Source organism: Streptomyces sp. NPDC002787, from assembly GCF_053592095.1.
In genome coordinates, this window is record NZ_JBSFVC010000005.1 from 64647 (window position 1) to 85833 (window position 21187).

Annotated in this window: 18 protein-coding genes; 11 read left to right on the top strand and 7 right to left on the bottom strand. The window is 70.7% G+C overall.

From position 1 onward, the window contains the following. Positions 1-68: 68 nt before the first annotated feature. Positions 69-1154: an EamA family transporter RarD gene (rarD, locus tag ACWD26_RS08275; RefSeq protein WP_451267526.1), complete on the bottom strand. Its 1086-nt coding sequence runs from the start codon at positions 1152-1154 to the stop codon at positions 69-71. Between the two features lie 176 nt (positions 1155-1330). Continuing rightward, positions 1331-2185, bottom strand: coding sequence for an SDR family oxidoreductase (locus tag ACWD26_RS08280; protein ID WP_451267528.1), 855 nt, complete (start codon positions 2183-2185; stop codon positions 1331-1333). Positions 2186-2365: 180 nt separating this feature from the next. Between ACWD26_RS08280 and ACWD26_RS08285 the strand changes: the two genes are divergently transcribed. After that, entirely contained in the window at positions 2366-2737 is a 372-nt protein-coding gene (locus tag ACWD26_RS08285; RefSeq protein ID WP_451268016.1) for a winged helix-turn-helix transcriptional regulator, read from the top strand. A 37-nt stretch (positions 2738-2774) separates the two neighbouring features. On the opposite strand, the gene ACWD26_RS08290 is transcribed toward ACWD26_RS08285, so the two are convergent. From ACWD26_RS08290 to ACWD26_RS08310, 5 genes are all read right to left on the bottom strand, one after another. Then, on the bottom strand, positions 2775-3869 hold the full coding sequence (locus tag ACWD26_RS08290; RefSeq protein ID WP_451267530.1) for a 2-oxoacid:ferredoxin oxidoreductase subunit beta: 1095 nt from the start codon (positions 3867-3869) through the stop codon (positions 2775-2777). After that, on the bottom strand, positions 3862-5799 hold the full coding sequence (locus tag ACWD26_RS08295) for a 2-oxoacid:acceptor oxidoreductase subunit alpha (RefSeq protein ID WP_451267532.1): 1938 nt from the start codon (positions 5797-5799) through the stop codon (positions 3862-3864). Before ACWD26_RS08295 ends, ACWD26_RS08290 begins: the two co-directional genes overlap by 8 nt. 191 nt (positions 5800-5990) lie before the next feature. Then, on the bottom strand, positions 5991-6650 hold the full coding sequence (locus ACWD26_RS08300) for a LuxR C-terminal-related transcriptional regulator (RefSeq protein ID WP_451268018.1): 660 nt from the start codon (positions 6648-6650) through the stop codon (positions 5991-5993). A gap of 508 nt (positions 6651-7158) precedes the next feature. Continuing rightward, positions 7159-8490, bottom strand: coding sequence for a sensor histidine kinase (locus ACWD26_RS08305; RefSeq protein WP_451268020.1), 1332 nt, complete (start codon positions 8488-8490; stop codon positions 7159-7161). Between the two features lie 397 nt (positions 8491-8887). Continuing rightward, positions 8888-10111, bottom strand: coding sequence for a sensor histidine kinase (locus tag ACWD26_RS08310; protein WP_451267534.1), 1224 nt, complete (start codon positions 10109-10111; stop codon positions 8888-8890). Between the two features lie 267 nt (positions 10112-10378). Between ACWD26_RS08310 and ACWD26_RS08315 the strand changes: the two genes are divergently transcribed. The 10 genes from ACWD26_RS08315 to ACWD26_RS08360 are packed head-to-tail and all read left to right on the top strand — an operon-like array spanning position 10379 to position 21029. Next, positions 10379-10774 carry an NADH-quinone oxidoreductase subunit A gene (locus ACWD26_RS08315; RefSeq protein ID WP_451267536.1) on the top strand — a complete coding sequence of 132 codons (396 nt, stop codon included), beginning with the start codon at positions 10379-10381 and terminating at the stop codon, positions 10772-10774. Next, the gene (locus ACWD26_RS08320; protein ID WP_451267538.1) at positions 10765-11520 is read left to right on the top strand and encodes an NADH-quinone oxidoreductase subunit B; all 756 of its coding nucleotides are present in this window, start codon (positions 10765-10767) and stop codon (positions 11518-11520) included. Before ACWD26_RS08315 ends, ACWD26_RS08320 begins: the two co-directional genes overlap by 10 nt. Further along, positions 11517-13103 (top strand): NADH-quinone oxidoreductase subunit C, encoded by a 1587-nt coding sequence (locus ACWD26_RS08325; RefSeq protein WP_451267540.1) that lies wholly within the window; start codon positions 11517-11519, stop codon positions 13101-13103. The genes ACWD26_RS08320 and ACWD26_RS08325 overlap by 4 nt, the downstream gene beginning before the upstream one ends. Beyond that, entirely contained in the window at positions 13100-14068 is a 969-nt protein-coding gene (locus ACWD26_RS08330) for a complex I subunit 1/NuoH family protein (protein ID WP_451267542.1), read from the top strand. Before ACWD26_RS08325 ends, ACWD26_RS08330 begins: the two co-directional genes overlap by 4 nt. Positions 14069-14070: 2 nt before the next feature. Further along, the gene (locus tag ACWD26_RS08335) at positions 14071-14829 is read left to right on the top strand and encodes a 4Fe-4S binding protein (protein ID WP_451267544.1); all 759 of its coding nucleotides are present in this window, start codon (positions 14071-14073) and stop codon (positions 14827-14829) included. Beyond that, the gene (locus ACWD26_RS08340; RefSeq protein WP_451267546.1) at positions 14826-15476 is read left to right on the top strand and encodes an NADH-quinone oxidoreductase subunit J family protein; all 651 of its coding nucleotides are present in this window, start codon (positions 14826-14828) and stop codon (positions 15474-15476) included. The genes ACWD26_RS08335 and ACWD26_RS08340 overlap by 4 nt, the downstream gene beginning before the upstream one ends. Next, entirely contained in the window at positions 15476-15886 is a 411-nt protein-coding gene (gene nuoK / locus ACWD26_RS08345; protein ID WP_451267548.1) for an NADH-quinone oxidoreductase subunit NuoK, read from the top strand. The genes ACWD26_RS08340 and nuoK overlap by 1 nt, the downstream gene beginning before the upstream one ends. Then, positions 15883-17877, top strand: coding sequence for an NADH-quinone oxidoreductase subunit 5 family protein (locus ACWD26_RS08350; protein WP_451267550.1), 1995 nt, complete (start codon positions 15883-15885; stop codon positions 17875-17877). The genes nuoK and ACWD26_RS08350 overlap by 4 nt, the downstream gene beginning before the upstream one ends. A 6-nt stretch (positions 17878-17883) precedes the next feature. Continuing rightward, the gene (locus ACWD26_RS08355) at positions 17884-19476 is read left to right on the top strand and encodes a complex I subunit 4 family protein (protein ID WP_451267552.1); all 1593 of its coding nucleotides are present in this window, start codon (positions 17884-17886) and stop codon (positions 19474-19476) included. Continuing rightward, positions 19473-21029 carry an NADH-quinone oxidoreductase subunit N gene (locus tag ACWD26_RS08360; RefSeq protein ID WP_451267554.1) on the top strand — a complete coding sequence of 519 codons (1557 nt, stop codon included), beginning with the start codon at positions 19473-19475 and terminating at the stop codon, positions 21027-21029. The genes ACWD26_RS08355 and ACWD26_RS08360 overlap by 4 nt, the downstream gene beginning before the upstream one ends. Positions 21030-21187 lie beyond the last annotated feature (158 nt).

The window sequence follows — 21187 nt, forward strand, 5'->3', positions numbered from 1 at the left end:
CCATGGATAGTCCCCAGTGAATGAGGTGCCTGGATGGTGCGAGTGGGACTGACTCTCCGTCAAGAGTGCTATTTGGTCAGGGGAGTGCGTGCGTCGGGGCTCTCGGCGCTCCCCGGCAGCGTCCGCGACGCCGCCGACGTCCGCGATTCCTCCAGCCCGTCCGACTCCGTCGACGTCCGCGACTCCTCCAGCGCCTCCGACGCCTCCACCCCGTCCACTTCGTCCCCGCCCTCCAACTCCTCCAACTCCTCCAACCGCCTTCGCGCCACCCGCGCCGTCCGCAGCGCGTCCCACGTCAGCAGGGACAGCGCCAGCCACACCAGCGCGAAGCCCGCCCACCGCTCGGGCGGCATGGCCTCGCCGAAGTACAGGACACCCAGCAGGAACTGGAACACCGGCGCCAGATACTGCAGCAGCCCCAGCGTGGACAGCGGCACCCGGATCGCCGCCGCCCCGAAGCAGACCAGCGGCACGGCGGTCACCAGGCCGGTCGCGGCGAGGAGCAGGGCGTGCCCCGTCCCATGCGGGCCGAAGGTGGAGTCCCCGCCGGACCCCAGCCACAGCAGATAGCCCAGCGCGGGCAGGAACTGGATCGCGGTCTCGGCGGCCAGCGACTCGACGCCGCCCAGGTTGACCTTCTTCTTCACCAGTCCGTACGTGGCGAAGGAGAAGGCCAGGCAGAGGGAGATCCACGGCGGTCGCCCGTACCCCACCGTGAGGACGAGGACGGCCGCGAAGCCGATGCCGACCGCCGCCCACTGCACCGGGCGCAGCCGTTCCTTCAGCAGCAGGACGCCCATGGCGATGGTGACCAGGGGGTTGATGAAGTACCCGAGGGAGGCCTCGACGACCTGCTCGTTGTTCACGGCCCAGATGTAGACGCCCCAGTTGACGGTGATCACCGCCGCCGCGACCGTGATCAGGCCGAGCCTGCGCGGCTGCCGCAGCAGTTCGCCGGCCCAGGACCAGCGCCGCAGCACCAGGAGCAGTACGCCGACGACCGCGAGGGACCAGACCATGCGGTGGGCGAGTATCTCGACCGCGCCGGAGGGCTTCAGCAGGGGCCAGAAGAGCGGGACGAGCCCCCACATCCCGTACGCCGCGAAGCCGTTCAGCAGCCCTGTCCGGTGTTCGCCCCTCGACTGCGCCGCCACGGCCCCTCCTTCTCTCCCCGGCCGCGCCGCCGCGACCTCCGAGCCCTCACGAAGGTAACGCCGGGTACCCCCGAATGTCATACCCGTATCGCGATACGGTCATGACATTCGGGGGTGGGTCCCGAGGGGAGTCCGGGGCGCGCGGCCCGGGGGGGGCAGGGAGTCGACCCGTTGGGTCAGGCCTTCAGCGCCGCCGCGATCGAGTCCGCGATCGGGGTCGTCGGGCGGCCGATGAGCCGGGAGAGGTCGCCGGAGGAGACGACCAGCTCGCCCTTCTCGACGGACGCGTCGACGCCCGCGAGGATCGCGGCCAGCGGCTCCGGGAGCCCGGCGCCGGTGAGGATGCCGGTGTAGGCCTCGACGGTGACGGGGTTGTTCGCTATCTCCTTGCCCGTCTGCCTGCTCAGCTCCGCCGCGTACTCGGCGAAGCTCCAGGCGGTGTCGCCGCCGAGCTCGTACGTCTTGTTCTCGTGACCCTCGCCGGTCAGCACGGCGACCGCGGCGGCCGCGTAGTCCGCGCGGGTCGCGGAGGAGACCCGGCCCTCACCGGCGGCGTGGGTGACGGCGTTGAACTGCAGCACCGGCGCGAGCTGCTCGGTGTAGTTCTCGTTGTACCAGCCGTTGCGCAGCAGGGCGTACGGCAGACCGGAGGCGAGCAGCGCCTCCTCGGTGCCCCGGTGGTCGTCGGCCAGTGCGGCCGTCAGGGTGCCCGGCGCGCTGGTGTACGCGAGGAGCGCGACTCCGGCCGCCTTGGCGGCGTCGATGACGACCTTGTGCTGGCCGACGCGGTCGTTGCCGACCTCGCTGCCGGAGATGAGCAGCACCTTGTCACCGGCGGCGAAGAGACCGTCGAAGGTCTCGGGGGCGCTGTAGTCGGCGACGGCGATCTTCACGCCGCGCGCGGCGAACCCGGCGGCCTTCTCCTCGCTGCGGACGACGGCCGTGATCTGCTCGGCCGGGACCTTCTCCAGCAGGCCCTCGATGACGAACTTGCCGAGGTTTCCGGTCGCTCCGGTGACGACGATGCTCATGGTGAAACTCCTCCAGGGGGCGGGTACGCCACTAACCCTAGGGGGTGCGCTAACTCTGAGAAAGTACCCACTTTGAAGTAAGGTACTGACATGGCCGTAAGTGAGAAGGTGAGCGTGGAAGCCCAGGCGATCCAGACGATCCAAGCGACCCAGGCGACGCAACCCGCGAGCAAGTACGAGATGGACGGCGAGGGGAAGTGCCCCTACCGCCTCGTCCTGGAGCACGTCACCAGCCGCTGGGGCGTCCTCGTCCTGATCGAGCTGCTGGAGCGGCCGTACCGTTTCAGTGAGCTGCGCCGGGCCATCGGCCGCGTCAGCGAGAAGATGCTCACGCAGACCCTCCAGACCCTGGAGCGCGACGGCCTCGTCCACCGCGACGCCAAGCCCGTCATCCCGCCCCGCGTCGACTACTCCCTCACCGACCTCGGCCGCGAGGCCGCCGAACAGGTCCGCGCCCTGGCGACCTGGACGAAGGACCGCATGGACGACGTACAGAAGGCCAGGCAGGCGTACGACGAGGCCCGGCAGGTACGCGACGAGGCCCGGGCCTGAAAAAGACCCGGGCCTGAGCGTCGTGGTCGCTCGGCGCTCAGCCGACCACCGTCCACGTGTCCCCGCCCGCCAGCAGCGCCGACAGGTCGCCCTTGCCGAACTGCTCCATGGCGGAGTCGAGTTGGTCGGCCATCTGGGTGTCGTAGACGGGCCGTTCGACGGACCGGAAGACACCGATGGGCGTGTGGTGGAGGGTGTCCGGGTCGGCCAGCCGGGACAGGGCGAAGGCCGTGGTCGGGGACGCGGAACGCGCGTCGTGGACCAGGATCCGCGCCTCGTTCTCCGGCGTGACGGTGACCACCTTCAGATCACCGGTCGCCTCGTCCCGTACGACGCCCCGCGTGCCGTCCGCCCCGAACCGGATCGGCGCGCCGTGCTCCAGCCGGATCACGGCCTCCTCGGCCTGCTGCCGGTCCTTGAGGACCTCGAAGGCGTTGTCGTTGAAGATGTTGCAGTTCTGGTAGATCTCGACGAGCGCCGTGCCCGGGTGGGCGGCGGCCTGCCGCAGCACCTCCGTCAGATGCTTGCGGTCGGAGTCCACGGTCCGCGCCACGAACGACGCCTCCGCCCCGATCGCCAGCGACACCGGGTTGAAGGGCGCGTCCAGCGACCCCATCGGCGTCGACTTGGTGATCTTCCCGACCTCGGAGGTGGGGCTGTACTGCCCCTTCGTCAGACCGTAGATGCGGTTGTTGAAGAGCAGGATCTTCAGGTTGACGTTGCGGCGCAGGGCGTGGATCAGATGGTTGCCGCCGATGGACAGCGCGTCGCCGTCTCCGGTGACGACCCAGACGGACAGATCGCGCCGCGACGTGGCGAGCCCGGTCGCGATCGCCGGCGCCCGGCCGTGGATCGAGTGCATCCCGTAGGTGTCCATGTAGTACGGGAAACGGGACGAGCAGCCGATGCCCGATACGAAGACGATGTTCTCCCTGGCCAGACCGAGTTCGGGCATGAAGCCCTGCACGGCGGCGAGAATCGCGTAGTCCCCGCAGCCGGGGCACCAGCGCACTTCCTGATCGGACTTGAAGTCCTTCATGGACTGCTTGGCCGCGGCCTTGGGCACGAGCGAAAGCGCCTCGATCCCGCCCGCGCCCCCGGCGCTTCTCGTGGACGTGGACCTCTCAGCCATCGATGGCCTCCTTGAGAGCCGTGGCGAGCTGCTCCGCCTTGAACGGCATGCCGTTCACCTGGTTGTACGAGCGGGCGTCGACCAGGTACTTCGCCCGGACCAGCGTGGCGAGCTGCCCGAGGTTCATCTCGGGGATCACCACCTTGTCGTAACGCCGCAACACCGCGCCCAGATTCCTCGGGAAGGGGTTGAGGTGCCGCAGATGGGCCTGCGCGATGGACTCCCCGGCCGTCCGCAGCCGCCGTACCGCCGCCGTGATCGGCCCGTACGTCGACCCCCAGCCCAGCACGAGCGTCCGCGCCTCGTGCGGATCGTCGACCTCGACGTCCGGTACGTCGATCCCGTCGATCTTCGCCTGCCGGGTGCGCACCATGAAGTCGTGGTTGGCCGGGTCGTAGGAGATGTTGCCCGTGCCGTCCTGCTTCTCGATGCCACCGATCCGGTGTTCGAGCCCCGGGGTGCCCGGGACCGCCCACGGCCGGGCGAGGGTCTGCGGGTCGCGCTTGTACGGCCAGAAGGCCTCGGTGCCGTCGTCGAGGGTGTGGTTGGGGCCCTGGGCGAACTGCACGGTGAGGTCCGGGAGTTCGTCGAGCTCGGGGATGCGCCAGGGCTCGCTGCCGTTGGCCAGGTAGCCGTCGGACAGCAGGAACACGGGCGTGCGGTACGTCAGCGCGATCCGGGCGGCCTCGATGGCCGCGTCGAAACAGTCGGCCGGAGTGCGCGGCGCGATCACCGGCACCGGGGCCTCGCCGTTCCTGCCGTACATGGCCTGGAGCAGATCGGCCTGCTCGGTCTTGGTCGGCAGTCCGGTGGACGGGCCACCGCGCTGGATGTCGATGACGAGCAGCGGCAGCTCGAGTGAGACGGCGAGCCCGATGGTCTCCGACTTGAGCGCCACGCCGGGACCGGAGGTCGTCGTGACCGCCAGCGAACCCCCGAAAGCGGCCCCCAGTGCCGCCCCGATGCCCGCGATCTCGTCCTCGGCCTGGAAGGTCCGCACGCCGAAGTTCTTGTGGCGGCTCAGCTCGTGCAGGATGTCCGAGGCCGGGGTGATCGGGTAGGAGCCCAGGTAGAGCGGCAGATCGGCCTGCCGGGAGGCCGCGATCAGCCCGTAGGACAGCGCCAGGTTCCCGGAGATGTTCCGGTAGGTCCCCACGGGGAAGGCGGTGGTGGCCGGCGCCACCTCGTAGGAGACGGCGAAGTTTTCCGTCGTCTCCCCGAAGTTCCACCCGGCGCGGAAGGCGGCGATGTTGGCCGCCGCGATGTCCGGCTTCTTGGCGAACTTCCCGGCCAGGAACTTCTCGGTCCCCTCGGTCGGCCGGTGGTACATCCACGACAGGAGGCCGAGCGCGAACATGTTCTTGCTGCGCTCGGCCTCCTTGCGGGTGAGGTCGAATTCCTTGAGGGCCTCTACGGTGAGGGTGGTCAGCGGCACCGGATGGACGCTGTATCCGTCCAGCGAGCCGTCCTCCAGCGGACTGGTCGCGTACCCCACCTTCTGCATCGCCCGTTTGGTGAACTCGTCCGTGTTGACGATGATCTCCGCGCCGCGCGGTACGTCGGCGATGTTCGCCTTCAAGGCGGCCGGGTTCATGGCGACGAGCACGTTGGGCGCGTCACCAGGGGTGAGGATGTCGTGGTCGGCGAAGTGCAGCTGGAAGCTGGACACACCCGGCAGGGTGCCGGCGGGGGCGCGGATCTCGGCGGGGAAGTTCGGCAGGGTGGAGAGGTCGTTGCCGAAGGACGCCGTCTCGGAGGTGAAGCGGTCACCGGTGAGCTGCATACCGTCACCGGAGTCACCCGCGAACCGGATGATCACCCGATCGAGCCGTCGGACATCCTTGGTGGACGCCGGTTTGCGCTGTTCCCTCAGTTCTCCCAGAGCGGCCTCGTCGGCCGGCTCCGCTGGGCTGCTGACCTGGCTGGTCACTGAACTTGACCTCCCTTGAGGCGGCTGTCCGGGAGTGGCCGTCCCGACGGCCCTCCCAAGACCAACCCTACGTCGGCGAGGGTGGCCTACCCTCGCCCTTTCGCCTGATGGACGCTGTTTTGAGACTCCGGAGGGGGAGTGGACGGAGGTTGAACGATTGACCGGACGCTTACTGACACAGTGTCAGATGATCAAGAGTTGAGGTAGGTGAGCACGGCCAGCACCCGCCGGTGGTCCCCGTCGCTCTGGGACAGCCCGAGCTTCAGGAAGATATTGCTGACGTGCTTCTCGACGGCCCCGTCACTGACGACCAGCTGCCGGGCGATCGCCGAGTTGGTCCGCCCTTCCGCCATCAGCCCCAGCACCTCGCGCTCCCGGGGAGTGAGCCCCGCGAGCACGTCCTGCTTCCGGCTCCGCCCGAGCAGCTGCGCGACCACCTCCGGGTCCAGCGCCGTACCGCCCTGCGCGACTCGCACCACCGCGTCCACGAACTCACGGACCTCGGCCACCCGGTCCTTCAGCAGATACCCGACGCCGCGACTGGACCCCGCGAGCAGCTCGGTGGCGTACCGCTCCTCCACGTACTGCGACAGCACGAGCACTCCCAGCTCCGGATGCTGCTTCCGCAGCTGTACGGCGGCCCGCACGCCTTCGTCCGTGTGCGTCGGAGGCATGCGCACATCCGCCACGACCACATCCGGCAGGTCTCCCTGCGCCGCGAACTCCGTGATCGTCTTGATCAGGGCGTTCCCGTCCCCGACGCCCGCCACGACGTCGTGCCCCCGGTCGGTCAACAGCCGCGTCAGCCCCTCCCTCAACAACACCGAATCCTCGGCGATGACCACCCGCACCCTGTCCTCCACGCCTCGTCCCCCCACGACACCCACACCCGCCCCCGACCGGCCCCCGTCTGCGGTCCGGCCCGTACAGCAGCCCCCAGCATCCCAGCATTACGAGGCCGAGGCGGTGGACCGACGAGAAAATAGGGGCAGGAAGGCGGGGTGACGTGGCCGGTTGTCGCCGTCCCGTCACCGGACAGGGGGTGGGGTTCGGTGGTATTCCACTCCCTGGGACGCGATCTCTCGCATGATGGCGGACCGGTGGCGCCCGGCGCATCCACGCGGAATCACGGCATGCCACGGCACAAGGAAGCGCGCCCAAGGGCCCAAAGCCCCCTGGACGCGCCTGTCGAAAGCACCCTTCGCGCGGCTCCGCGACCGCCCCGTGATGGGCTTCTGACGGGGTTCTGACCGGGTCCGTCAGAAGCCCCTCCGAAGCTCCGAAGCTCCGAAGCTCCGAAGCTCCGAAGCTCCGAAGCTCAGAAGCTCAGAAGCCCGTCACGAGCCCGTCACGAGCCCGTCACGCCGTCCGCCACGGCAACTCCGCCGTCACCCGTGTCGGCCCCCCGGCCGGGGAGTCGACCACCAATATCCCGTCGACCGCGCCGATGCGCTCGGCGAGCCCCGCCAGCCCGGACCCGCCCCCGGTGTCCGCGCCCCCCACCCCGTCGTCGATGACCTGGAGCATCAGCCGGTCCTCCACCTTCCACACATCCACGGTCGCCCGCGAAGCCCCCGCGTGCTTGCTCACGTTCTGCAGTAGCTCCGACACGGTGAAGTACGCGATGCCCTCGATCGCCGGCACCGGCCGGGCCGGCAGGTCCACCTCCACCACCACCGGCACGGCACACCGCGAGGCGACGGCGGACAGCGCCGCGTCCAGCCCCCGGTCGGTCAGCACGGCCGGATGGATGCCTCGCGCGAGATCCCGCAGCTCCTGCAGCGCCGTCTTCACCTCCCCGTGCGCCGAGTCCACCATCACCGCCGCCGCCCGCGGGTCCTCCGCCAGCTTCTCCTTCGCCAGCCCCAGATCCATCGCCAGCGCCACCAGCCGGGCCTGCGCCCCGTCGTGCAGATCCCGCTCGATCCGCCGCAGATCAGCGGCGGCGGTGTCGACCACGATGCCCCGGTCCGACTCCAGCTCGACGACGCGCGCCCCCAGCCGCGACGGCCCGAGCAGCGCCGTCACCATGCCCCGGTCGACCATCGTCAGCCCTCGCACGATCCACGGCGTGGCCATCGTGAAGAGCAGCCCCACCAGCGCGGTCACGGTCACCTCGAACGGGTTGTCGAGGTACACGGAATGCGTCTCGTCCCCGTACAGCTGCAGCCCGTCCTGCCCGACCCACACGGGGAAAACCCAGAACCACAGCGGATACGTCAGCAGCGCCCAGCCGTACGCCCAGAAGTTCACCGCCACCACGAACGAGAACACCGACCACGGGAACTGCACGACCGCGTACAACAGCTGCCGCCAGGACGACCCACTGCGCAGCATGGCCCCCATCCACGCCATCGCCCCGCGGCCCTTCATCCGCAACGGCTCCGGCGGGGCCACGTCCACCCCGAGCAGCACCCGCGCCCGCGCCCGCTCCAGCGCGCCGAACCCCCGGCACCCGGCCAGCCCCGCCGCCAGCACCGGCACCCCGAGGAACGTGACCAGCAGACCCACGCCGAGCGACAGCATCGTCACGGCATACGTGAACAGCACGATCCCGATCGGCAGCCCGAGCACCACGTACCCGAACTCCCGCCAGCTGCGGGCCTCGAACGGCGCCCGCACACCGGCCGGCACCCGATGCCGCCGCTCCTCACCCCAACTCCCGTACCCGTCCCCGTACTCCGTGGCCATCACCGTCGCCGCCTTCACTCGTCCCGCACTCCGGATGTCGTACTCCCACAGTGCTCGCCCCACCCCCACCCGGACCATGGAGCAAGTAGGCGTCTGCGTACGGGGGTTTTCCCCACCACCCGCCCCAATCCCGTACCCCGCCCACGGCGGCGAGGCGAAAAGGGGCGCGGGGAACTGCGCGAGCCACCACAACGAACCGGTCCTCGCCCACGGCGCAACACCCTCACGGCGGCGAGGCGAAGAGGGGCGCGGGGAACTGCGCGAGCCACCACAACGAACCGCACCCCGCCCACGACGCAACACCCCCACGGCGAAAGGGCGAACAGTCACCCCCGGCAAAGAACCCCCCGCCCCAAGGCCCCCGACCGCGCACCCACCCCGCCCAACCGTCGGAGACTCACCGCTCACGCCAAGGCAACTCCGCAGTGATCGTCGTAGGCCCACCCAAAGGCGAGTCGATGACGAACAACCCGTCGACCGCGTCGAGCCGCTCCGCGAGCCCCGCAATCCCCGTGCCCCCCTCGAAGCTGGCACCACCCCGCCCGTCGTCCCAGACCTGAATGAGGAGCCGGTCGTCGGACCGCCAGACTTCCACCGCCGCCGACTTCGCCCCACTGTGCTTGCTGATGTTCTGCAGCAGCTCGGAGACCGTGAAGTACGCGATGCCCTCGATCGCGGCGGCCGGCCGCGCGGCCAGATCGACGGTCACCTTCACCGGCGCCGTACACCGCGACGCCACCGCCGACAACGCCGCGTCCAGCCCCCGATCCGTCAGCACCGCGGGATGGATCCCCCGAGCCAGATCCCGCAGCTCCTGAAGCGCCAGCTTCACCTCACCGTGCGCCTCCGCCACCATCGAGGCCGCCGCATCCGGATCCTCCAGCAGCTTCTCCTTCGCCAGCCCCAGCCCCATCGCCAGATTCACCAGCCGAGCCTGCGCCCCGTCATGCAGATCCCGCTCGATCCGCCGCAGGTCGGCCGCGGCCGTGTCCACGACGACCCCTCGATCGGACTCCAGCTCCGCGATCCGCCGCTCCAGCTCGTCGGAGGGCGACAACAGCGACCGCACCATCACCCGGTCCACATTCGTCAGCCCCCGCACGATGTACGGCAGCACCGGCCACGCCACGAACAACCCCGTGAGGGTGATGACGAACGTCGCGATCCCCCACGGCATCCGGATCAGCTCGTACAGCATCGAACGCCAGCCGACCGGATCCTTCACGCTCATCCACACCTGCGCGAAGAACCCCTCGTCCGCCCGGCCGCCCCCACGGAACGGCAGCGGACTCGGCTCGTCCACCCGCACCCGCAGCAGCGCCCGCGCCCGCATCCGCTCCAGCCGCCCCAACTGCCGCGCCCCCATCAGCGCGGCGGCGAGCAGCGGAAAACCGATCACCGTCAACGTCAGGAAGGCACTCGTGAACAGCACTGTCGTCACATAGACGAACCCGAACAGCGCGAGCGGGAGATTCGCCAGCAGATGCGCGATCTCCAGCCACGTCTGCCCCCCGAAGGCGAACCGCGCGGGAGGCAGCGGCTCGGAGGGCGTGCGACTGGAGGGCAACGGCCGACCGTACGGCCGCGCGGAGCCGGTCGAGGAAGAGAGGGGTTCGGTCATCCCCCCAGCCTGCCCGCCCGCCCCCGCCCCGCGCCATGAGGAGGACCGCCCCCACCGCCCGGGGGAAAACCCCACCCCGTTCCTCCCCGGCGCCACCCGCCCCGACCCGGACGCGACGGAACCCGGGCGTGCGGACCTGTGACGGGCTGCTTACGGTCTCTTTAGCAGGGCCTAGACTCCCGTGCGTACAGATCGTCGAACAGCGACGTACGCACGGCGTCCCATCACGTACGTACGCATCGCCAGGCCAGGGAGCGAGGGACGGACGTGCCGGAACCGACCGTCGCCGTAGCGGCGGACTACTTCCAGTCCTACTCGGTCGTCGGACTGCTCGCCGCCGTGGGTGTCCTCTTCGTCGCCGTCGCCTTCGGCGCGGGACGGCTGCTGCGGCCCGAGGTCCCCACCCGGGAGAAGCTCCTGACGTACGAGTGCGGCGTCGACCCCGTCGGCGAGGGCTGGGCCCACACCCAGGTCCGCTACTACGTGTACGCCTTCCTCTACGTCATCTTCGCCATCGACTCGATCTTCCTCTTCCCCTGGGCGACGGTCTTCGCCGACCCTGGCTATGGCGCGACCACGCTGGTCGAGATGTTCATCTTCCTCGGCTTCCTGGCCGTGGGCCTGCTCTACGCATACAAGAAGGGCGTCCTGGCATGGACGTGACGCCAGAAGTGAACTCGCCGGGCCCCGTTCCGCTCCCGGAGCCGAAGCGGCTGGGCGCCCTCGCCCGCCTCGCCCCCGAGCCGATGAAGGTGATCCTCAACTGGGGCCGCCGCTACTCGCTCTGGGTCTTCAACTTCGGCCTCGCCTGCTGTGCGATCGAGTTCATCGCGGCGTCCATGGCCCGCCACGACTTCATCCGCCTCGGTGTCATCCCGTTCGCGCCCGGGCCGCGCCAGGCCGACCTGATGGTGGTGTCGGGCACGGTCACGGACAAGATGGCCCCGGCGGTGAAGCGGCTCTACGAACAGATGCCCGAGCCGAAGTACGTCATCTCCTTCGGCGCGTGCAGCAACTGCGGCGGCCCCTACTGGGACTCCTACTCCGTCACCAAGGGCGTCGACCAGATCATCCCGGTCGACGTCTACGTCCCCGGCTGCCCACCCCGCCCCGAGGCCCTCCTCCAGGGCATCCTGAAACTCCAGGAGAAGATCGCGCGAGAGTCCCTGGGGGAGCGGTACGCCGCGGGTCCCCGCCCGTCGAAGACGGCACTCCAGAGCGACCTGGTGAAGCCACCGACGACACCCGAAGCGACGGACGACACGGACGACACGGTCGCCACGACAGACGCCGCGACCGCCACGGGTACCGACACAGGCCCTGGTACGGGTACCGGCACAGGCCCTGGCACGGGTACGGGCGCGGGCACGGATACGGTTGGTGACGGCGCCGGGGAGGGGGACAAGTGACCGGCTGGCTGCCCGCCCCCGCCGAGGAACTCTTCGGCCCCGAGGCCACGGCCGACGAGTCCTACGACGTCCTCACCGTGGACGTCCCGTCCGCATCCTGGACCGAGGCCCTGCGCACGGCCCGCTCCACCCTGGGCTGCACCTATTTCGACTGGCTGAGCGCGGTCGACGAACCGGGCACGGGTTTCCGGGTGTCGGCCCATGTGGTGGCTCTGGCCCCCGTCCGACGCCTCCTCCTCCGCACGACGGTCTCCCACGAATCCCCCACCCTTCCGACCGCGGTCGGCATCTACGCCGGCGCGGCCTGGCACGAACGCGAGACGCACGAGATGTTCGGCGTCCGCTTCGAGGGCCACCCCGCCCTCGACCACCTCCTCCTCCCGGAGACCTTCGAGGGCCACCCCCTCCGCAAGGACTTCGTCCTCGCCGCCCGCGTCGCCAAGGCATGGCCGGGCGCCAAGGAACCCGGCGAGTCCGAGCACGGCACGCCCAAACGCCGCCAGATGCTCCCCCCTGGCGTCCCCGACCCCAACGAATGGGGCCCCCTCAAGGGCCAGCTCCCCCCAGCCCCGGCCCGCCCCGCGCGAGGCACGGCCCGCCCGACCGGTGACCGCCCCGTACGCCGAACCCGTTCAGCGAGCGAAGGCTCAGTCGGCCAGACACCTCCCAGCCCTTCGCCCGAGGGCGCCGGCCCCACCCCACGCCGCAGCCGTACGGCGGCCGAGGGCTCGGCGAGTCAGACCGCCGCCGCTCCGTCCCCCGACGCGCCCACGACCGCCCGCCGCGCCCGCACCGCGAGCGAGGGCTCCGCCACGCAACGCCAGGTTTCCGCCCAGCCGCCCTCTGCGGCCGAGCCGACGCCTCCCGCCGCGCCCCGCCGCACCCGCACCGCATCGCAAGGCTCGGCAAGCCAGCGCCCAACCCCGGCCAAGCCCCACCCCACCCCACGCCCCACGGACGCCCCCTGGCACCACGCCCGCCCAGCCTTCGACGACCCGAAGCCCGAGTCCGCCCCGAAGCTTCAGGCCGAGCCGAAGCCTGAGGCCGAGCCGAAGCCTGAGGCCGAGCCGAAGCCTGAGGCCGAGGGGAAGCCTGAGGCCGAGGGGAAGCCAGAGCCCGAGGGGAAGCCTGAGGCCGAGCCCCGGCCGAAGTCCGAGGCGGAGCCGAAGCCTGAGTCTGAGGCCGAGCCGAAGCCTGAGCCGAAGCCCAAGCCCGAGTCCAAGCCTGAGACCGAGCCCCAGCCGAAGCCCGAGGCCGAGCCCGAGCCTCAGGCCGAGCCCGAGCGGAAGCCCGAGGCCCGGCCCGAGCCCAAGGCCGAGCCCTCGTCCGAGCCCAAGGCCGAGACCCAAGCCGAGCCCTCGTCCGAGCCCAAGGCCGCACCGGGCCCCGAAGCCGCACCCGAACACGCACCGCAGCCCGATCCGGAGCACTCCGAGACCCGTCCCCGCGAAACCCCCGGCAAGGCCACCCCGGACAACGGCACCCCCGCCGACGAGCACGCCACCCCCGACGACAACCACACCCCCTCCGACGGCACCCCCGACGACGGCACCCCCACCCCACCCACAGGAGGCCCGCAGTGAACGACGCCCTGGACGTCGCCCTGCGACTCCTCATCGTCTTCGTCGTCTTCCTGACCTTCCCCTTGATCATCGGGCAGACCGAACACAAGGTGATGGCCCACATGCAGGGCCGCCTCGGCCCCATGTACGCCGGAGGCTTCCACGGCTGGGCCCAACTCGTCGCGGACGGCGTCAAGTTCGCCCAGAAGGAAGACGTCGTCCCGGCCGGAGCCGACCGCCGTATCTTCCAACTCGCCCCGGCCGTGGCCCTCCTCCCTTACCTCCTCGTCCTCCTCGCCATCCCCATCGGCCCGGGCGAGGGCGCGGTCGGCGAGGTCATCGACGCGGGCATCTTCTTCGTCCTCGCCGTGATGGGCGTGGGCGTCCTCGGCTCGCTCATGGCCGGCTGGGCCTCCGCCAACAAGTTCTCCCTCCTCGGCGGCCTCCGCACCGCCGCCCAGCTCCTCGCCTACGAACTCCCGATGCTGCTCACAGCGGCCTCCGTGGCGATGGCAGCCGGCACCGTCTCCCTCGTCGGCATCGTCGACGCCTTCGAGTGGTGGTGGCTCCCCTGGCAGATCGTCGGCGCGATCGTCTTCTTCGTCGCCGGCCTCGCCGAACTCCAGCGCCCACCCTTCGACATGCCGGTCGCCGACTCGGAGATCATCTTCGGCGCCTACACCGAGTACACCGGCCTCCGCTTCGCCCTGTTCCTCCTCGCCGAGTACGCCGGAATCGTCGTCCTGTGCGGCCTGACCACCGTCCTCTTCCTCGGCGGCTGGCACGGCCCCTGGGGCGCCGACGGCCTCGGCTGGGTCTGGACCCTCCTGAAGACCGCCGTCCTCGCCTTCCTCGTCATCTGGCTCCGCGTGACCTACCCCCGACTGCGCGAGGACCAGCTCCAGAAGCTCTCCTGGACCCTCCTCGTCCCCCTCTCCCTCGCCCAGATCGCCCTCACCGGCGTCGTCAAGGTGGTGATCCAGTAGCCATGGCCCCCGTTCCTGGTTCCGGCCTCGCCAAGGGCCTGGCCGTCACCCTCCGCACGATGACGAGGAAGACCGTCACCGAGCAGTACCCGGACGTCCAGCCCGAACTCCCGCCCCGCACCCGTGGCGTCATCGGCCTCTTCGAGGAAAACTGCACGGTCTGCATGCTGTGCGCCCGTGAGTGCCCGGACTGGTGCATCTACATCGACTCCCACAAGGAGACCGTCCCGCCCGCCGCCCCCGGCGGCCGCGAGCGCAGCCGCAACGTCCTCGACCGTTTCGCCATCGACTTCGCCCTCTGCATGTACTGCGGTATCTGCATCGAGGTCTGCCCCTTCGACGCCCTCTTCTGGTCCCCGGAGTTCGAGTACGCCGAGACCGACATCCACGAACTCACCCACGAGCGCGACAAACTCCGCGAGTGGATGTGGACCGTCCCCGCCCCACCGGCCCTCGACCCCTCGGCCGAAGAACCCAAGGAACTCGGCGCCGCCCGCAAGACCGCCGACAAACTGGCGGCCGCACAGGCCACCCAGACCCCGGAGTCCGGGCCGGCCGACGCACCCGCGCCCACCCCTGTCACCGAGCCGCACGCGGACGAACAGGCCCGCGCGGCGGAGCAGCCCACCCGCCCGATGGGGGAGTCCAAGCAGCAGACGGACCAACCGAGGCAGACGGACCAACCGAGGCAGACGGACCAACCGAGGCAGACGGACCAACCGAGGCAGACGGACCAGCCCAGGCAGGAGGGCCGCGAATGACCCCCGCAGCGACCGCCGCCCGCCTCGCGGCGGACACCCCGGCCACGGCCGCCGAAACCGCCGGTTTCCTCTCCCCGACCGGCGTTGAGATCGCCTTCCTCCTCGTCGGCCTGGTCACCCTCGGCGCCGCGATCGTCACCGTCACCACCCGCCAGCTCGTACACGCCGCCCTCTGGCTGGTCGTGGCCCTCGGCGGACTCGCCGTCGAGTACCTCCTGCTCACCGCCGAGTTCATCGCCTGGGTCCAGGTCCTCATCTACGTCGGTTCCGTCGTCGTCCTCCTCCTCTTCGGTCTGATGCTCACCAAGGCCCCCATCGGCCGCTCCCCGGACGCCGACTCCGGCAACCGCTGGGCCGCCCTCACCGTCGCCGTCGCCTCGGCCGCCGCCCTCGTCTGGGTCGTCGTCGACGCCTTCCGCACCACCTGGATCGACCTCGAGGGCCCCGCCGCCGGCTCCACCAAGGCCACCGGCGAGAGCCTCTTCCAGAACTGGGTCCTCCCCTTCGAGGCCCTCTCCGTCCTCCTCCTCGCCGCCCTGGTCGGCGCGATCGTCCTCTCCCGCAAGGCCAAGCCGGACACCCCGACCCCCGGACCCCGAAACGGGGCCACTGCCGACACCGAGGCCGACAACGGAGGCGTCCGCTGATGCACCTCGCCTATCCCGTCGTCCTCTCCGCCCTCCTCTTCTGCACGGGCCTGTACGGCGTCCTCGCCCGCCGCAACGCGATCCTCGTGCTGATGTCCGTCGAGCTGATGCTCAACGCCGTCAACCTCAACCTGGTCGCCTTCGACGTCTGGCTGAGCAAGGCCGCCGAGGAGACCCTGCACTCCGGCCAGGCCCTGACCCTGTTCACCATCACCATCGCCGCCGCCGAGATCGGCATCGGCCTGGCGATCGTCCTCGCCGTCCACCGCAACCGGGGCACCGCCGACATCGACAAACTCCGCGACACCGCCGAGCACCCTGACGACGACCCCCACGAGCCCGGCCGACCCGACCGCCCTGGCCAACCCGGTCAACCCGAGCGGAGCGAGAAGGCTGAGGCCACCGCGTGACCACGACCACCCTCGCCGTCCTCGTCCCCCTCCTCCCGTTCCTCGGCGCCGCCGCCGGCCTGCTCCTCGGCCGCACCGCCCCCGGCTTCGTCCGCCCCCTCGCCGTACTGCCCACCCTCACGGCCTTCGCCCTGGCCGTCCTGGTCGCCGTACGCCAGGGCGGCGACACCTCCGTCGACGCGGCCACCCAGCTGACCCCGACCGGCTCGATCCCCATCGAACTGGCCCTGCACATCGACGGCTTCGCCGCCCTCGTCGCCGTCCTCGTCGGCCTGGTCGCCACGTGTGTGCAGATCTACTCGACGGGCTATCTGCACGACGACCCGCGCTACCCCTCGTACGCCGCTCTCGTCTCCCTCTTCACCTCCGCGATGCTCCTCGTCGTCTACTCCGGCGACCTGATGGTGCTCCTGGTCGGCTGGGAGATCATGGGCATCTGCTCGTACTTCCTGGTCGGCCACTACTGGGAGACCCCTCAGGCCCGCGCCGCCTCCCTCAAGGCCTTCCTGGTCACCAAGCTCGGTGACGTCCCCTTCCTGATCGGCCTGTTCGCGCTCGCCGCCGACGCCGGGTCCTTCCGGATCACGAAGATCCTCGACACCGTCACGCGCGGCGGCCTCGACCACCCGACCCTGATCGCCCTGCTGCTCCTCGCCGGCGTCGCGGGCAAGTCCGCCCAGTTCCCCCTCCACACCTGGCTCCCGGACGCGATGGCGGGCCCCACGCCCGTCTCCGCGCTGATCCACGCCGCGACGATGGTCGCCGCCGGTGTCTACTTCGTCGCCCGGCTCCTCTCCGTCTTCGCCGCCTCCTCGGCGGCCCTGGTCGTCCTTGCCGTCATGGCCGCGCTCACCATGGCCGGCTCGGCCCTCGCCGCCCTCGCCCAGGACGACATCAAGCGTGTCCTCGCCTACTCGACGATCGGCCAGCTCGGCTACATGACCGGCGCCCTCGCCGTCGGCGACCGCGGTGCCGCCGTCTTTCACCTCCTCTCGCACGGCGCCTTCAAGGCGCTGCTGTTCCTCGCGGCCGGCGTGATCATCCACGCCGCCGGCACCAACTCCCTGGCCGCCATGTCCCGCATGAGCCACCTGCGCGCCCGCGTCCCGGACGCCTTCTGGACGATGACCGTGGCGCTGCTCGCCCTCGCCGCGATCCCGCCCTTCAGCGGCTTCTTCTCCAAGGAGTCCGTCCTCGGAGCCGCCGAGCACGCTGCCACCGGGCACGCCGAGCACATCCCCGGCGCCGCCGGCTGGACCGTCCTCGTCGCCGGCGTCCTGACCGCCCTGCTCACCGCCGCGTACGCCGCCCGCCTGTGGCTGCTCGCCTTCCGGGGCAAGGGCGCCGAAGCCCCCGACCACGGCCGCCAGCCCCTCACCATGACCGTGGTGCTGTGGGTGCTCGCCGCCCCGTCCCTCGCCCTCGGCGCCTTCACCTACGGCAGGCTCCCCGACTGGTTCGACGGAGACGACCTGGCGCCCACCCTCACCACATCCGTCCTCGGCACGGGCGTCGCCCTGATCGGCGCCCTGGCGACGTACGCGGCCTGGCGGTCCGCCAGGGCAAAGGCGGCCCGTGCCCCGCTGGGCACGGTCGCGGCCCACCCCGAGGCGGACGCCGCCACGGTCGAGGCGGAGGCCATCGCCAGCCACACCCCCGCCTACGGGGACGTGACCTCGGCACCCGACCCGGCGGACCCGGGCCGCCTCCTGCTCGGCCCGCTGCACCGCCACGCCGCCGCCGGCTTCCACCTCGACGCCGTCTACACGGCCCTCTTCGTCCGCCCGGTCCAGGCCGGCGCGAGTCTCGTCCGGTTCCTCGACCGCGAGGTCGTCGACACCTACGTCCACGGCGCGGGCGCCCTGCCCCGCCTGCTGGGCGCGGCCGTACGCCGGGCCCAGACCGGCAACGTCCAGACCTATGTGAGCGCGCTGCTCGCCGGCACCGTCGTCCTGGTGGTCGCCGCCCTCGTCGTCGCCACGGGAGCGTGAGCAGGCGTGATCGATATCAACGAGTCCGTGATGCAGATCCTTCTGGCGTTGATCGTCGTCGGCCCGCTCATCGGCGCCGCCGCCGCTCTCCTGCCCGCCCCACCGGGGCTGAAGGGGAAGTCACCCGAACAGGCCGTGCTCCGCCACGGAATCACCGTGACCGGCGCGGTGCTCATCGCCGCGATCGTCCTCGCGCTCGGCTTCGACCACGACCAGCCGTCGAAGATGCAGGCCAGCACGGACATCAGCTGGATCCCGGCGCTCGACGTGCGCATCCACCTCGGCATCGACGGCATCTCCCTCCCCCTTCTGGTCCTGACCGCGCTGCTGACCTTCCTCTGCGCGCTCTACTCCTACTTCAAGCTGCCCGCGGGCCCGTCCCCGAAGGCCTTCGTCTCACTGCTGCTCGTCCTGGAGTCCGGCACCCTCGCGACCTTCGCCGTCCTCGATCTGCTGCTGTTCTTCCTCGCGTTCGAGATGGTGCTCATCCCGATGTACTTCCTCATCGCCCGCTGGGGCGGTGAGCAACGCACGCAGGCCGCTTGGAAGTTCATCCTCTACACCCTGCTCGGTTCCGTGGTCATGCTGCTCGGCCTGCTCCTGATCGGACTCAGGGCGGGCACATTCGACATGGTGGCACTCGCCACTGACAATCACCCTGAGCTGACCACATCCGTGCAGGTCATCGCCGTTCTGTCGATCGGCATCGGGCTCGCGGTCAAGACCCCGATGTGGCCGCTGCACAGCTGGCTGCCGGACGCCCACACCGCCGCCCCGACCGTCGGCTCCGTCCTGCTGGCCGGCGTCCTGCTGAAGATGGGCACCTACGGGTTCGTCCGCATCCTGCTGCCGATCACGCCGGACGGCTTCCGCACCTTCGCGCCGTACCTCGCCGCCTTCGCGGTCGTCGGGATCATCTACGGATCCCTCGCCTGCCTCGCCCTCGCCAGGCAGGGCGCGAAGGGTGACCTCAAGCGCCTCATCGCGTACTCCTCCGTCGGCCACATGGGCTTCGTACTCCTCGGCATCGCGACGATGACCCCGACCGGCGTGAACGGCGCCCTGTTCGCCAACATCGCCCACGGCCTCATCACCGGCCTGCTGTTCTTCCTGGTCGGCGCCCTGAAGGACCGCACCGGCACCACCGACCTCGACACCCTCGCGCAGGAGACCGGCGCCGCCCTCTACGGCAGGGCCCCGCGCCTCGGCGGCCTGCTCGCCTTCGCCGCCGTCGCCTCGCTCGGCCTGCCCGGACTCGCCGGGTTCTGGGGCGAGATGCTGGCGCTGTTCGGCGCGTTCGACCCCGCCGAGGGCCTCAGCCGCCCGGCCTTCCTCACCTTCATGACGATCGCCGCGTTCGGCACGCTCCTCACCGCCGCTTACCTGCTGATCGTGGTCCGCCGTGTCTGCATGGGGGCCGCCCCAGAGGAATCGCAGGAATGGCAGGAGAGGCCGCGACTCGCGGACGTACAGACGTACGAGTTCGCGGCCTGGACCCCGCTCGTCGCCCTCACCGTCCTCGCCGGCCTCTGGCCCGCGGCCCTCCTCGGTCTGACCGACCCGGCCGTGCAGCAGCTCCTCGCAGGAGGCACCCGTTGAGCCCCTTGGCCCAGCCGCCGATTCAGGCCCAGCCCCTGGCCGAGTCCGTCGTCCAGTCCGTCGACTGGCTCGCCATCGCGCCGCCCACCATCGCCGCGGTGGTCGGCCTCGCCGTCCTCGTCGCCGACCTCTTCGTGGGCGACGCGAGGAAGGCCCTGCTCGGCTGGACCTCCGTCGCGGGCCTCGCCGTCTCTCTCCTGGCCCTCACGCCCCTCCTGGACGGCGACCGCGCCACCTTCTGCCTGACCGGCGCCCCGGAGGTCTGCAGCTACACCGCCGACCGCTTCACCCTCGTCGTCCAGTTCCTCGTCCTCGGCGGCGCCCTTCTCGCCGCCCTGTTGTCGATGACGGCCCTGAAGGACGCGCAGAAGGAACTTCCCGAAGGGGAGTTCTGGTTCCTGCTGCTGTCGTCCGCGGCCGGCGCCGCCCTCCTGCCCGCCTCCCGCGACCTCGCCACCCTCATCGTCGCCCTGGAGGTCGCCTCCCTGCCCGCCTTCGCCCTCGTGGGCATCCGCCAGGGCGACAAGCGGTCCTCCGAGGCGGCCCTGAAGTTCTTCCTGTCGTCCGTCACCGCGACCGCCGTCAGCCTGCTGGGCATCAGCTTCGTCTACGCCACCACAGGCACCCTCTACCTCACCGAGATCGCCGAGCGGATCCGACACGTCGACGGCCAGCTGCACACCCTCACCCAGGCCGGTGTCGTCCTCACCCTCATCGGCTTCGCCTTCAAGACGGCGGCCGTACCGTTCCACTTCTGGGTCCCCGACACCTACGTGGGCGCCCCCCTGCCCGTGGCCGCCTATCTGTCGGTCGTCGGCAAGGCGGTCGGCTTCTCCGGGCTGATCCTCGTCACCGTCGTCGCCCTCCCGTCGTACGCCGACGTCTGGGGCCCCGCCCTCGCCGCGCTGGCCGCCCTCACCATGACCGTCGGCAACCTCGGCGCCCTGAAACAGCGGTCCACGCGCGCGTACAGCGCGGTCCGGCTGCTCGCCTGGTCCTCCGTCGGCCAGGCCGGCTACCTCCTCGTACCGATCGCGGCGGCGGCGTACGCGGAGAACACCGACGACGCCGAGAAGGCCGTCGGCTCCACCGTCGCCTACGCCCTGATGTACGCGGCGGTCAACCTGGGCGCCTTCGCCGTGGCCGCCCTGGTCGGCCGTACGAAGGTCCTGAACCGCGTCAGCGACTACCGGGGCCTCTACGCGTCCAGCCCCCTCTCCGCCCTCCTCCTGGCCTTCTTCCTGCTCTGCCTCGCCGGGCTGCCCCCGGGCGTCATCGGCCTCTTCGCCAAGGTCACCGTCTTCTCGGCGGCCGTCGACGCGGGCCTCGGCTGGCTCGCCGTCGTCATGGCCGTCAACGTCGTGATCGCCCTCTTCTACTACCTCCAGTGGACCGCCCTGCTGTTCCGCGCCCCCGAGGGCGAGACCACCGCCGAGCCGTACCGGATCCCGGCCCCGCTGACGGCCGCGATCGCCCTCACCGCAATCGTCGGCATCGCCCTGTCCGGAGCGCCCCAACTGGTCCTGCGCTTCGCCGACACCGGCCTCTTCTAGAGAGCTCACCGGGGGAGCCCCCGCCTCACCGGGACGGCGCCCGCCCGCCCCGCGCGCACAAGGGAACTAGTACTCCCCGCCTGGCGTTGACCAGTACGGGAGGGTCCACTGAGAAGTGGAGTCAACAGCAAGCAAAGGGTTCCCCTGCCGCACGACTT